Raw genomic sequence first — 12711 nt, 5'->3', positions numbered from 1 at the left:
TCGATCGTCGATGATGCTCGACCACCGGCTTTTCATGCCGCCGGACAAAGCAGGCATAATACCGCGCCTTCTACACTCAAGCGCATTTTCACAGATTGCCGGACGCCCCTTTGACCCAGGCCCATGCCTCCCATGTATCGCCCCGTCCCTCGGCCTGCCCGGGGTTGTGGCGCATCGTCAGTGCCCGTGATGGCGGCATCTGCCGCATCAAGCTGCCGGGCGGCCTGCTGCTGGCCGACCAGGCCGACGCAGTGGCGGCGGCTGCCGAGCGTTTCGCTGGTGGCGTGATCGAGGCCACCAACCGCGGCAACCTGCAGATTCGCGGCATCGGCAGCGAGCATCGCGGCCTGGTCGAGACACTGCTCGCTGCCGGCCTGGGCCCACGTGATGCCGCCGGTGACGATGTGCGCAACCTGATGCTCAGCCCGCTGGCCGGGCATGACCCGGCGATGCTGCTGGACGCTCGGCCGCTGGCCGGGCAGATCCTCGACCTGCTGGAAGGCACTCCGCGTTTTCACCAGTTGTCGGCCAAGTTCGCCGTGCAGCTGGATGCCGGCGAAAACCTGGCCATGCTCGAACACCCCCATGACCTGTGGCTGTCGGCCCTGCGCCTGGGGCAGCAGACCTGGCTGGCGTTTGGCCTGGCGGGTTGCCCGGCAGACGGCCAGGTGCTCGGTGCGGTCCCGGCGGACCAAGGCCTGGCACTGGTGCGTGCGGTGCTGGAGCGCTTCCTCGACCTGGCCACCCCGGCACAGTCGCGCATGCGCCAGTTGCTCGAGGTGTGTTCGGCAACCGATTTCATCGACGGACTCGGCCTGGCCATCCGCCGCGACGCCGCCGTGCTCGCATGGCGGCGTGAACCGCGCAGCGTCTCGTGGCTGGGCGTCCTGCCCCAGGCGCAGAGCGTCGCCTTGGGCGTTGCCCCGCCGCAGGGGCGCCTGACCCCGGCCATGCTGCGTGGCGCTGCGCGCGTTGCCCGTGAACATGGCGATGGCAGCCTGCGCCTGAGCCCCTGGCAAAGCCTGGTGCTGACCAACCTGCAAGCGCAACACATTGACCACGCCCAGGCCGGGTTGTCCGCACTGGGCCTGCTATGCCATGACCATGAGCCACTGGCCCGCATAAGCGCCTGTACCGGCGCCAGTGGCTGTGCCAAGGCCCTGGGCGAGACCAAGGCCGACGCCGTCACCCTGGCTGCACTGCTCGGCCCTGGCGTGCCCGGCAGCGTGCACTTGTCCGGTTGCCCCCGATCCTGTGCCGTGGCCCATGTTGCCCCGGCCACCCTGCTGGCCCGTGCGCCGGGCCGTTACGACCTGTACCTGCGTGATGCGCGCTTGCCGGGCTTCGGCGCCCTGCGCGCCACCGACCTTACCTTGAATGAAGCAGGCGCCATGCTCGACCTGCCGACGGAGCACCTTGATGATTGACTACATCCGCGATGGTCAGGAGATCTATCGCAATTCCTTCCGGATCATCCGCGAGGAAGCCCGACTCGAGCGGATCCCCGCAGACCTCGAAAAGCTCGCCGTGCGCGTGATCCACGCCTGTGGCATGGTCGACGCCATCGATGGCCTGCAGTTCTCCGAAGGTGCCGGCCGGGCCGGGCGCGAGGCGTTGCTGAACGGCGCGCCGATCCTGTGTGATGCGCACATGGTCGCCGAAGGTATTACCCGCGCCCGGCTGCCCGCCGACAACAAGGTCATCTGCACCCTGCGCGACCCGAGCGTACCGGGCCTGGCGAAAGACGCCGGCAACACCCGTTCCGCCGTGGCCCTGGAACTGTGGCGACCGCACCTGGAAGGCAGTGTGGTGGTGATCGGCAACGCGCCTACCGCACTGTTCTACCTGCTGGAAATGCTCGACGCCGGCGCCCCGAAACCAGCACTGATCCTCGGTTTCCCGGTCGGCTTCGTCGGTGCCGCCGAGTCCAAGGCGATGCTCGCCGCCGACAGCCGTGGCGTGCCGTTCGTGATCATGCAGGGCCGCCTGGGCGGCAGCGCGATGGCCGCCGCCGCGGTCAACGCCCTCGCCACGGAGGTGGAATGATGGTGCCGCGTGGACGTCTGCTGGGCCTGGGCGTGGGCCCTGGCGACCCTGAACTGATTACCCTCAAGGCCTTGCGCCTGCTGCGTGAAGCGCCCGTGGTCGGCTACTTCGTGGCCAAGGGCAAGCGCGGCAACGCCTTCGGCATCATCGAGGCGCACCTGCAGCCCGAGCAGACCTTGCTGCCGCTGGTCTACCCGGTAACCACCGAAGCGCTGCCAGCGCCGCTGTCCTATGAACAGGTGATCAGCGACTTCTACGACGAGGCCAGCGTGCAGGTAGCCGAGCACCTGGATGCCGGCCGCGACGTGGCGGTGATCTGTGAAGGCGACCCGTTCTTCTATGGTTCCTACATGTACCTGCACGACCGCCTGGCGCAGCGCTACGAGGCCGAAGTGATCCCCGGCGTCTGCTCGATGCTTGGTGGCGCCTCGGTACTGGGCGCGCCGCTGGTGTATCGCAACCAGAGCCTGTCGGTGCTGTCTGGCGTGTTGCCGGCCGAAGAACTCAAGCGTCGCCTGGCCGACGCCGACGCGGCGGTGATCATGAAGCTGGGGCGCAACTTCCCCAAGGTGCGCGAAGTGCTGGCCGAACTGGGCCTGGACGGGCGTGCGCTGTATGTGGAGCGGGCGACCATGGCCAACCAGAAAATCGTGCCGCTGGACCAGGTCGACCCACAGTCGTCGCCGTACTTCTCGCTGATCATCGTGCCGGGTGAAAAATGGCAGGGCTGAACATGCACCAGGCACCGGCGATCGTCATCCTTGGCCAGGGCAGCCTGGCCACGGCGCAGCGTATCCAGCAGTGTTATCCACAAGCATCGATCCATGGCCTGGAAGGCCGGGTCGAGGGTGCCGACCTTTGCTACACCGCGTTTGGCGATACCCTGCGTGGGCTGTACCAGCAGAACACGCCGATCATCGCCCTGTGCGCCGCGGGTATCGTCATCCGCAGCCTGGCCAGCCTGCTCAGCGAGAAAGGTGTCGAGCCGCCGGTACTGGCCGTGGCCGAAGACGGCAGTGCCGTAGTGCCGTTGCTCGGTGGCCTTGGCGGTGTGAACGTGATGGCGCGCGAAATCGCTGAAGCACTGGGCGTTGCTGCGGCAATTACCACCAGCGGCGAGTTGCGTTTTGGCACCTGTCTGCTGAACCCGCCGCAAGGCTATGCTCTGGCGGATATCGAGCAAGGCAAGCGCTTTGTCTCCGACCTGCTGGCTGGCGAGGCGGTGCGCATCGAAGGTGATGCGCCGTGGCTGCAGCAGGCGCAGTTGCCTGCCAGCGAGGCGGCCCGGCGTACCATCCATGTGGGGCACCAGGCGCGCCCGGCCAGCCGCGACGAGCTGCTGATCCACCCGCGTTCGGTGGTAGTGGGTGTTGCTGGCGGCAGCCTGGCCAGTATCCGGGCGGCATTACAGCAGGCCGGCATCGCCGAGCCTGCAGTGGCCTGCCTGCTGGCTGACGAGCAAGCCATGGCCGACAGCGCCCTGCACGAGGCCGCACAGGCCCTGGGGGTTGCCTTGCGCTTTGCTGCCAGGACGCATGATCTGGCCGGGATGGTTGCTGCGGCATTGCCTGCTGCGCAGCTGATCGAGGTGGCAGACGTGGTCATCGCGGTGGCGCCTGCCCCGGTCGAGGTGGCGCAGATCGGTCGCCGTCGGGGTCGCCTGGCGGTCATCGGCCTGGGGCCCGGTGCAGCCGAGCTGATGGTGCCGGCGGTCAAGGCCGAGCTGGCGCGGGCCGAGGATGTGCTCGGTTACGAAACCTACGTGCGCATGGCCGGCCCGTTCCGTGACGACCAGGTACTGCACTGCACCGACAACCGTGAAGAGATGCAGCGTGCCCGGCATGCCTTCGAACTCGCGGCTCAGGGCCGTTCGGTGGTGGTGGTTTCGTCGGGCGACCCGGGGGTGTTCGCCATGGCGGCTGCGGTACTTGAAGCGCTGCACGAGTCCACGGACCCGGCTTGGCACCGGGTGGATCTCGAGATCCTGCCAGGGGTGTCGGCCTCGCTCGCGACGGCCGCACAGGCGGGCGCGCCGCTGGGGCATGACTTCTGTGTGATGTCGCTGTCCGACAACCTCAAGCCGTGGTCGATCATTGAAAAGCGCCTGGACCTGGCGGCCCAGGCCGACCTGGTGCTGGCATTCTACAACCCGATTTCCAAGGCCAGGCCGCACCAGCTTGGGGCAGCGCTGGAGGTCGTGCGTCGGCACCGCGAGGGTAACACGCCTGTAGTCCTTGGCCGTGACATCGGTAGGCCGGGGCAGACGCTGAAGGTCGTCACATTGGCCGAACTGCTGCCGGAAATGGTCGACATGCGCACCATGGTGCTTGTCGGCTCATCTACAACCTGCGTGTTTCCTCGCTTGTCGGGCGGGGTGTGGGCCTACACCCCGCGTTGGTACCCGTCGGCCGACTAGTTGCACCGGAAACCCTTCAGCGCGCTGCATCCTGGGCGCGCTGGCTAAGGTGGTCGCCCCTGACTCGGGGGGCAACCATCTAGGAGTTTCCACATGTCCACAGAAACACAAGTCACTGCGACCGACACAGCCATCCTGGTCGAAGGCAACCTGCTGGCCTGCGGCGCAGGCATGTCTTCGCAAAGCCGTCATGACGTAAAGAACGCCTTCCACTTTGCCACCTTGGTGGCTGACAAGTCCTTCGATGCCGAAAAACAGAGCAGGGAGTGGTACGACCGGTTCATCGATGTCATGCGTGATCTTGGCTTTACCATCCCTCGTCGCACCTTCGAGCTGGAAACCTCTGCCGAGTTGTCTGTCACCGTAGGCGCTGTCGCTATACGGGCGATCGGTGCGGTCGGCAATGCAGTGCTGGGTGGTACCAAGTTGGGTGTGCTGGCCAAGGCGGCTTTCGACAAACTCACCACCGTCGAAAATGACGTCAAGGTGGTCGATCACAAGCGCAAGAACAAGGTCAGGGGCATGGTCGGGATGGCCGCCTGCGTCGAAACCGACAACAACGATGTGGTCATGGTGGTGAGCTGCATCCAGGCCTCTGCCCCCAAACTGGAGGATGACATCCTGGGTATCCAGTGGAAGCTGGAAAAGACCGAGTACTACGCCGGCATGGCTGTGCTCACCCTCAACACTTTCGTCTACGACAAGGTCCGCGAAACCGTGGAAAACAAACTCGGCGTGCGCAGCGTCGAGAACGTTCTCCAGTACGACTTCTGATTGCAGGGCGGCGTTGTTGCAACGCCGCCTTGTTCGGCTCTTTGTGACGAGGCAATGCAATGGACAGAACAGCTGAACAACTGATGTTGATTGGCGGGACTGCATTACTGTATCGCGCGGACGCTGGCCAGATTCAACGCCAGGCTGCCTTCGACTCCATCCTTTACGCCCAGTTGGTGGCCAACAGGAATGCGGGGTCACGCTTTGACAACTATGAAGCCTGGTATGACGCCTATCGCGAGGCATACCGGCAACTGGGCTGGATCAAGCTGGCCAGTACGCATGACTTGAAACAGCTGGGGCAGCCCGCGCGCAGCGCGCAGATACAGCCACTCGAGGCGTGGCTGAAGATGCGCTCGATCGGTCATGAGGCTGTGCTGGCTGCAGTAAGAAGTGGCCTGGGCCGATCGATCGAAGGTTTTCGTCACCAGTTGAAGTTCAGCACGCAGGGTTCGCAACTGGTGATCGAGCTTGGCTTGCTCAAGCCGGGCCCGACCCTCGATCTTTGCAGTATCACCTTCCAATTCGACGCACCGATCGCCGGCATACCCCAGGACATGCTGCTGGTCGAAAAGGCGCTGGAGGGGGAAGCCGGGTTCAATGGCGTTTCCTTGCAGCTGGATAACGGGCGTTTCCAACACCAGCGAGATGAGCTGGAGGCATTGATGAAAACCAAGGATGCACAAGGGGAGTATCGGTTCGACCTGCATTAGGCAATGGCTATGGCGCCAGGTAGCCTTTGATACCGGTAAAGATAATTTGCGCAGCCAGGGCGCAGACGAACAGCCCCATCAGCCGGCTGACGATCTGCAGGCCCTGGTCGCCGAGGATGCGCTCGATACGGTGTGACAGGTACAGCACCAGGCCGACGGTGAAGCTGGCCAGGGCGATGCTGATGATGGCCAACAGCTTGTCGTCCCAGTGCGGGTGACCGACGCCCATTACCAGCAGTGCACCGATGGTGCCCGGGCCGACGGTGAGCGGGATGGTCAGCGGCACGATGGTGACATCCTGCTGCACGTTGTCGGCCTGTACCGCAGACTTGCCTTGGGCCATGCCCAGTGCCGAAATGAACAGCACACTGCCAGCGCCGATGCGGAAGGCGTCGGCGGTGATGCCGAAGATGCCGAAGATCGCCCGACCGAACAGGTACAGCAGGACACTGGCGATGAGTGCGGCGATGGCCACCTTCCATGCCAGCTGCTTGCGCTCCTTGCTGGAATGGCCGCGGGTCAGGCTGATGAAGCACGACAGCACGAAGAACGGGCTGTAGAGCACGAGCATTTTCAGGTAGACGCTGAACAACTCATGGAGCATGGGGGCTAGTCCAGGCAGTTATGGCTGGGCAGAGTTTATCAGCAGATTCTGTTGATAGCCTGTACCGGCCCTTTCGCGGGTGAACCCGCTCCCACAGGGATAGCATTGCCTTCAGGCCTTATGCAGTACCTGTGGGAGCGGGTTCACCCGCGAAAAGGCCGGCACAGGCGCCTCAGATCAGGAACTATGCACAGGATCCACCTTGGCTTCCCGGTGATTGGCCCAGTACTGGATCAGCTCTCGCAACTGCGACAGTTCCACCGGTTTGGCCATGTGCCCGTCCATGCCCGCCAGGCGGGCGCGTTCCTTGTGTTCGGCAAGTATGTGCGCGGTCAGCGCCACCACCGGGGTGCGCTGGCGCTGGTTGGCGGCTTCCCAGGCGCGCAGCTGCTGGGTGGCCGAGAAACCGTCAAGTATCGGCATTTCGCAGTCCATCAGCACCAGGTCATAGCGCTGCGCCTTCATCGCCTGCAAGGCCTCTTCACCATTGCTGGCGGTGTCGGGCTCGAGGTTGAGCTTGCCAAGCATCCCGCGGATCACCTTGGTCGAGATGCTGTTGTCCTCGGCGACCAGCACGCGGAAATCGCCGGGCAGGTCCAGTGCCTGGGGGATGCCGGGCAAACTGGCTGGTACGGCTTGCTCGCGGCCGCGCTGGGCCAGTTCTTCGGCCAGGGTGGTTTTCAGCGTATAGCCGGCCACCGGCTTGGCGAGGATCCGCTTGACCCCTGCGTTGCGCGCAATGACCTTGCTCGGCGCGTTGCTGATGCCGGTGAGCATCACTACCAGGATGTCGTGGTTCAGGCTCGGGTCTTCCTTGATCTTGGCGGCCAGCTGCATGCCGGTCATGCCTGGCATGTTCTGGTCCAGCAGCACGGCATCGAAGTAGTCGCGCAGGTGGGCCTTGGTGCGCAGCAGGGCCAGTGCTTCCTTGCCCGACGGGACCGCGCTGACGTTCATGCCCCAGGCGCTGCACTGCTGTACCAGCACCTTGCGGCAGGTGTCGTTGTCGTCCACCACCAGTACGCGAGCATCACGCAGCGGGCTGTCGAGGTCGGCCGGTGGCTGTTCCAGGCGCGAAGGGTCCAGCGGCAGGGTCAGCCACAGGGTATTGCCCATGCCGGTGCTGCTCTTGATGCCGAACTCGCCCTGCATCAGCCCGATCAGCTGCTTGGCGATGACCAGCCCCAGGTGGCCGCCCAGCTTGTTGCTGGACAGGAAGTGGTGGCTGTGCAACTCGGCCTGCAGCAAGGCTTCGCGGTCAGCGGCCGGCAACGGTTCGCCGCTGTCCTGGACGGCGATGCGCAGGCGCGGTACTTCGCCGCGCTGGTCCAGCGCCACTACCAGCAGGATCTCGCCCTGGTCGGTGTTTTTCAGGGCATTCTCCAGCAGGCTCGACAAGGCCTGGCGCAGGCGCGTCGGGTCGCCGCTGATCACCCGTGGTACCTGCGGTTGGGTGAAGCTGATCAGTTCGATGTTCTGCTGTTCGGCCTTGGCGCGGAAGATGTTCAGGCAATCTTCGATCAGCGCGTTGAGGTCGAACTGCACGTCATCGAGTTCGATCTGCCGGGATTCCAGCTTGGAAATGTCGAGAATCTCGTTGATCAGCGTCAGCAGTTCGTTGCCGGCGCTGTGAATGGTCTGCACGTAGTCGCGTTGCTTGACCGACAGCGGCGTGCCCAGAAGCAGCTCGGTCATGCCCAGCACACCGTTCATGGGGGTACGGATTTCGTGGCTGATCTTGGCCAGGAACTCGGCCTTGGCGTTGATTTCGGCATCGCTGGCGGCCAGTGCGCGGCTGGCGCTGAAGCGCTCCTCGCTAATGCGCCGCAGGCGTTCACTGACGGCCAGGTTGAGCAGCAGGCCGCTGGCCACGGTCAGGCCCAGCAGGATGCACAGCAGCCAGGGCGTCGAGGTACGGGTCAGGCCCAGTAGCGCTGGCAGCAGCACCAGGCCACCGAGGTTGAACACCACCATGGCCAGGCTGAACAGACGTGCGGGCGCATAGCCCTTGTACCAGTGGTAACTGCTGACCAACAGCATGCTCACGCTGCCCAGGGCCATCAGGGCGTAGGTCATCAGGTTGAGGGGCAGGGTGTCGACGAACAGCAGCACCAACCCGCTCACCCCGACCAGCAGCATCTCGCCCTGCAGCAGGCGGTTTAGCCGTGGCGAGTTGCATGGCGAGAAGAAGTGCTGGGTGAAACCCAGCCCAGCCAGGCCGGCCAGGACCAGCGTCAGGTATGCGGCGGGTGTTTGCGCGCTATGCCAAACGTGCCACCAGGGGCCGCTGAGGTTCAGCAGGATCAGGCCGCTGAGCAGCATCAGGCCGTGGTACAGCGCCAGGATCAGGGTGGTGCTGGAGCGGCTGTAGATGAAGCGGATCAGGTTGTGCATGATCAGCATCACCAGGCCGCCGAACAGCATGCCGAACAGCAGTGGCTGGCGCTGGTCGGAGGCTGCCACGGCCGCAGGCTCCAGGCTGATGGCCGGGCGCAACTGGTGCTCGGAAACCAGGCGCAGGTAGATATCCAGGGGTTGCTTGCTGTTGGGCAGGGGTAGTACATGGTCGCTGCCACGCAGGGTCGGGCTGGCATTGCCTGCCTGGCGCCCGTGGTGCAGCTGACGCAGAAGCTTGTCGCCCTCGAGGGCGTAGAGGTCCAGGCCAGAAAGGTCTGGGGCGAAAACCCGCAGCAGTTTTTCCTGCTCGCCGGGCTCCAGGCGGTAGTGCAGCCACAGGGCCTGTTCCGCAGGAGCGGCATCCAGGTCGGCAAGTACCAGCGGGCTGAACTGGTTGCGGTAACGATCGGAGCGCACGTCGCTCAGTTGCAGGTTGGCCTGTTTGTCGAGCATAACGGCCCAGCCTCCGTCATGTTCGGCCGCCGCCGGGAACATGCAGAGCAAGGTCAGCAAGCTGACGATCAGAGCTGAGGCAATCCGAAGCCGACGCAATACGAAATCCCTTCTTAGCCTAGGTGCCGGGTACTAACTATGCGCGGCGCGCCAAGTCGAAGGCAAGGCCCCTTGGGGCCCTGTCGACGAGCCGGATGCCGCAGGCGCAAGGTGCTGGGGCGCGCTGCGGACGTCCGGTACAACTTACTGCTGGTGCTCACCGCGTTCGCGGGCGATGGCCCGGTAGCCGATATCGGTGCGGTAGAAACTGCCGTTCCAGCTGATTTCCTTGGCCAGGCGGTAAGCCTGCTGCTGTGCGTCGGCAACGGTGCTGCCCATGGCGGTGGCACACAGCACGCGCCCGCCGTTGGTGGTCACCTTGCCATCCTTCAGTGCGGTACCGGCATGGAACACCTTGCCTTCGATCTTCGCGGCAGCGTCCAGGCCGTTGATCACGTCACCCTTGGCGTAGTCGCCCGGGTAGCCGCCGGCAGCCAGTACCACGCCCAGGCTCGGGCGCGGGTCCCACTGTGCTTCGACCTTGTCCAGCGCCTTGGCGAAGGCGGCCTCGACCAGCAGCACCAGGCTCGACTCCAGGCGCAGCATGACCGGCTGGGTTTCTGGGTCGCCGAAGCGGCAGTTGAACTCGATGACCTTGGGGTTGCCCGCCTTGTCGATCATCAGGCCGGCGTAGAGGAAGCCGGTGTAGACGTTGCCTTCCTCGGCCATGCCGCGCACGGTCGGCCAGATCACCTGGTCCATCACGCGCTGGTGAACTTCGGCGGTGACTACCGGGGCAGGGGAGTAGGCACCCATGCCGCCGGTGTTCGGGCCGGTGTCCTGGTCGCCGACACGCTTGTGGTCCTGGCTGGTGGCCATGGGCAGCACGTTCTGGCCGTCGACCATGACGATGAAGCTGGCTTCCTCGCCGTCGAGGAACTCCTCGATCACCACGCGGGAGCCCGCATCGCCGAAGGCGTTGCCGGCCAGCATGTCACGCACGGCGGCTTCGGCTTCTTCCAGGGTCATGGCGACGATCACGCCCTTGCCCGCGGCCAGGCCGTCGGCCTTGATCACGATCGGCGCGCCTTTTTCCTGCAGGTAGGCCAGCGCCGGCTCGATTTCGGTGAAGTTCTGGTAGTCGGCGGTCGGGATCTTGTGACGCGCCAGGAAGTCCTTGGTGAAGGCCTTGGAGCCTTCCAGCTGGGCCGCGCCCTTGGTCGGACCGAAGCAGTCCAGGCCGCGGCTGCGGAACAGGTCGACCACGCCGATGACCAGCGGTGCTTCCGGACCGACGATGGTCAGGTCGACGTTCTTCTCGGCGAAGTCAGCCAGTTGCTCCAGGGCGCACACGTCGATGGCGACGTTCTCGCACTTGGCTTCAATGGCGGTGCCGGCGTTGCCCGGGGCAACGAAGACTTTCTCGACGCGTGGGTCCTGGGCGACTTTCCAGGCCAGGGCGTGCTCACGGCCGCCGCTGCCGATGATCAAAACTTTCATGTCAAAACCTCTGTTTGGCGGCAATCCTCGTACCCTGTGGGAGCGGGTTCACCCGCGAATGCGGCGGTGAATCCAACATCGCATTTGCGGGTGAACCCGCTCCCACAGCGGACGAGGATCGGCCGGCCATCTTGATTAGTGGCGGAAGTGGCGCATACCGGTGAAGACCATTGCGATGCCGGCTTCGTCAGCGGCAGCAATCACCTCGGCATCACGCATCGAACCACCTGGCTGGATCACGGCGCTGATACCCACTTTAGCCGCATTGTCGATGCCATCACGGAACGGGAAGAACGCATCCGACGCCATGACTGCACCCTGGACCTGCAGGCCGGCATGCTCGGCCTTGATTGCAGCAATGCGCGCGGAGTTGACGCGGCTCATCTGGCCGGCGCCGACGCCGATGGTCTGGCGCTGCTTGGCGTAGACAATGGCGTTGGACTTGACGAACTTGGCCACTTTCCAGGCGAACACCAGGTCGTTGATCTCTTGCTCGGTTGGCGCACGCTTGGTGACGATCTTCAGGTCATCGGCAGTGATCATGCCGATATCGCGGCTCTGCACCAGCAGGCCACCATTGACGCGCTTGAAGTCCCAACCGGCAGCGCGCTCGGCTGGCCACTCGCCGCACTCCAGCAGGCGTACGTTCTGCTTGGCGGCAACCACTTCGCGGGCAGCCTGGGAAATTTTCGGGGCGATGATCACTTCGACGAACTGGCGGTCGACGATGGCCTTGGCGGTTTCGCCGTCCAGTTCGCGGTTGAAGGCGATGATGCCGCCGAACGCCGACTCGGTGTCGGTGGCATAGGCCAGGTCGTAGGCCTTGCGGATGCCGCCTTCGTCTTCAGGTACCACGGCCACGCCGCACGGGTTGGCGTGCTTGACGATGACGCAGGCCGGCTTGACGAAGCTCTTCACGCACTCCAGCGCGGCATCGGTGTCGGCCACGTTATTGAACGACAGTTCCTTGCCCTGCAGCTGGACGGCGGTGGAAACGCTGGCTTCGCCTTTCTTCGCTTCTACGTAGAACGCCGCGCTCTGGTGCGGGTTTTCGCCGTAGCGCATTTCCTGGGCCTTGACGAACTGGCTGTTGAAGGTGCGCGGGAACTCGCTGCGGCCTTCAGTGCTCAGGGTTTCTTTGGCCTGGTCGATGGTGCCCATGTAGTTGGCGATCATGCCGTCGTAGGCAGCAGTGTGCTCGAACGCCTTGAGCATCAGGTCGAAGCGCTGGGCGTAGGTCAGGCCACCGGCCTTGAGGCCTTCGATGATGCCGGCGTAGTCGCTGGCGTTGACCACGATGGCCACGTCCTTGTGGTTCTTGGCAGCCGAGCGGACCATGGTCGGGCCGCCGATATCGATGTTCTCGATGGCGGTCGGCAGGTCACAGCCAGGCTTGGAGATGGTGGCTTCGAACGGGTACAGGTTGACTGCTACCAGGTCGATCGGCTTGATGCCGTGCTCGTTCATGATGGCGTCGTCGGTGCCGCGACGGCCGAGGATGCCACCGTGGATTTTCGGGTGCAGGGTCTTGACCCGGCCATCCATCATTTCGGCGAAGCCGGTGTAGTCGGCCACTTCCACCGCATTGACGCCGTTGTCCTTGAGCAGCTTGTAGGTGCCTCCGGTGGACAGGATCTCGACACCGAGCTGCTGCAGCTCACGGGCGAATTCGAGGATACCGGTCTTGTCGGAGACGCTGATCAGGGCGCGGCGGACTGGCAGGCGGGTAGTCTGGTCGGTCATTTCGGGTTCCAATAACGCGGTGGAGT

10 protein-coding genes are annotated in these 12711 nt (G+C 64.4%); 6 read left to right on the top strand and 4 right to left on the bottom strand.

Going from position 1 to position 12711, the window contains the following annotated elements; all coding sequences use genetic code 11:
* Window positions 1-95 precede the first annotated feature (95 nt).
* The 6 genes from cobG to KDB76_RS25545 all read left to right on the top strand — a co-directional run bounded on the left by cobG (window position 96) and on the right by KDB76_RS25545 (window position 5949).
* Complete coding sequence (gene cobG, locus KDB76_RS25570) at window positions 96-1427, top strand: precorrin-3B synthase (RefSeq protein ID WP_024087797.1); 1332 nt, start codon at window positions 96-98, stop codon at window positions 1425-1427.
* Window positions 1420-2046, top strand: a complete 627-nt coding sequence (locus tag KDB76_RS25565) for a precorrin-8X methylmutase (protein WP_003257545.1) — start codon at window positions 1420-1422, stop codon at window positions 2044-2046. Before cobG ends, KDB76_RS25565 begins: the two co-directional genes overlap by 8 nt.
* Window positions 2043-2777, top strand: coding sequence for a precorrin-2 C(20)-methyltransferase (locus KDB76_RS25560; RefSeq protein WP_013974378.1), 735 nt, complete (start codon window positions 2043-2045; stop codon window positions 2775-2777). The genes KDB76_RS25565 and KDB76_RS25560 overlap by 4 nt, the downstream gene beginning before the upstream one ends.
* Window positions 2765-4462 carry a precorrin-3B C(17)-methyltransferase gene (gene cobJ / locus KDB76_RS25555; RefSeq protein WP_080708194.1) on the top strand — a complete coding sequence of 566 codons (1698 nt, stop codon included), beginning with the start codon at window positions 2765-2767 and terminating at the stop codon, window positions 4460-4462. The genes KDB76_RS25560 and cobJ overlap by 13 nt, the downstream gene beginning before the upstream one ends.
* Window positions 4463-4555: 93 nt before the next feature.
* A complete protein-coding gene (locus KDB76_RS25550) occupies window positions 4556-5236 on the top strand; it encodes a hypothetical protein (protein WP_023662437.1) in 681 nt (226 codons plus the stop codon).
* Between the two features lie 83 nt (window positions 5237-5319).
* Window positions 5320-5949 carry a hypothetical protein gene (locus tag KDB76_RS25545; RefSeq protein WP_049798464.1) on the top strand — a complete coding sequence of 210 codons (630 nt, stop codon included), beginning with the start codon at window positions 5320-5322 and terminating at the stop codon, window positions 5947-5949.
* A 7-nt stretch (window positions 5950-5956) separates the two neighbouring features.
* On the opposite strand, the gene KDB76_RS25540 is transcribed toward KDB76_RS25545, so the two are convergent.
* The 4 genes from KDB76_RS25540 to purH form a co-directional block, all read right to left on the bottom strand.
* A complete protein-coding gene (locus tag KDB76_RS25540; protein ID WP_013974374.1) occupies window positions 5957-6553 on the bottom strand; it encodes a MarC family protein in 597 nt (198 codons plus the stop codon).
* Between the two features lie 177 nt (window positions 6554-6730).
* Window positions 6731-9502, bottom strand: a complete 2772-nt coding sequence (locus KDB76_RS25535; RefSeq protein WP_038410163.1) for a hybrid sensor histidine kinase/response regulator — start codon at window positions 9500-9502, stop codon at window positions 6731-6733.
* 144 nt (window positions 9503-9646) lie between these two features.
* Window positions 9647-10942, bottom strand: a complete 1296-nt coding sequence (purD, locus tag KDB76_RS25530; RefSeq protein ID WP_013974372.1) for a phosphoribosylamine--glycine ligase — start codon at window positions 10940-10942, stop codon at window positions 9647-9649.
* A 135-nt stretch (window positions 10943-11077) separates the two neighbouring features.
* Window positions 11078-12685, bottom strand: a complete 1608-nt coding sequence (gene purH, locus KDB76_RS25525) for a bifunctional phosphoribosylaminoimidazolecarboxamide formyltransferase/IMP cyclohydrolase (protein ID WP_013974371.1) — start codon at window positions 12683-12685, stop codon at window positions 11078-11080.
* Window positions 12686-12711: the final 26 nt, after the last annotated feature.

It is taken from the genome of Pseudomonas sp. JS425, assembly GCF_018223845.1.
Lineage (GTDB): Bacteria > Pseudomonadota > Gammaproteobacteria > Pseudomonadales > Pseudomonadaceae > Aquipseudomonas > Aquipseudomonas asiatica.
Note: the sequence above shows the minus strand (reverse complement) of the source record. Positions and strands in the feature narration are given on the sequence as shown.

Excerpts from the sequence above, each read along its gene's own strand:
- purD (WP_013974372.1), bottom strand. The coding sequence starts at position 10,942 with ATGAAAGTTTTGATCATCGGCAGCGGCGGCCGTGAGCACGCCCTGGCC.
- KDB76_RS25545 (WP_049798464.1), top strand. The coding sequence starts at position 5,320 with ATGTTGATTGGCGGGACTGCATTACTGTATCGCGCGGACGCTGGCCAG.
- cobJ (WP_080708194.1), top strand. The coding sequence starts at position 2,765 with ATGGCAGGGCTGAACATGCACCAGGCACCGGCGATCGTCATCCTTGGC.
- KDB76_RS25550 (WP_023662437.1), top strand. The coding sequence starts at position 4,556 with ATGTCCACAGAAACACAAGTCACTGCGACCGACACAGCCATCCTGGTC.
- KDB76_RS25560 (WP_013974378.1), top strand. The coding sequence starts at position 2,043 with ATGATGGTGCCGCGTGGACGTCTGCTGGGCCTGGGCGTGGGCCCTGGC.
- KDB76_RS25565 (WP_003257545.1), top strand. The coding sequence starts at position 1,420 with ATGATTGACTACATCCGCGATGGTCAGGAGATCTATCGCAATTCCTTC.
- purH (WP_013974371.1), bottom strand. The coding sequence starts at position 12,685 with ATGACCGACCAGACTACCCGCCTGCCAGTCCGCCGCGCCCTGATCAGC.
- KDB76_RS25540 (WP_013974374.1), bottom strand. The coding sequence starts at position 6,553 with ATGCTCCATGAGTTGTTCAGCGTCTACCTGAAAATGCTCGTGCTCTAC.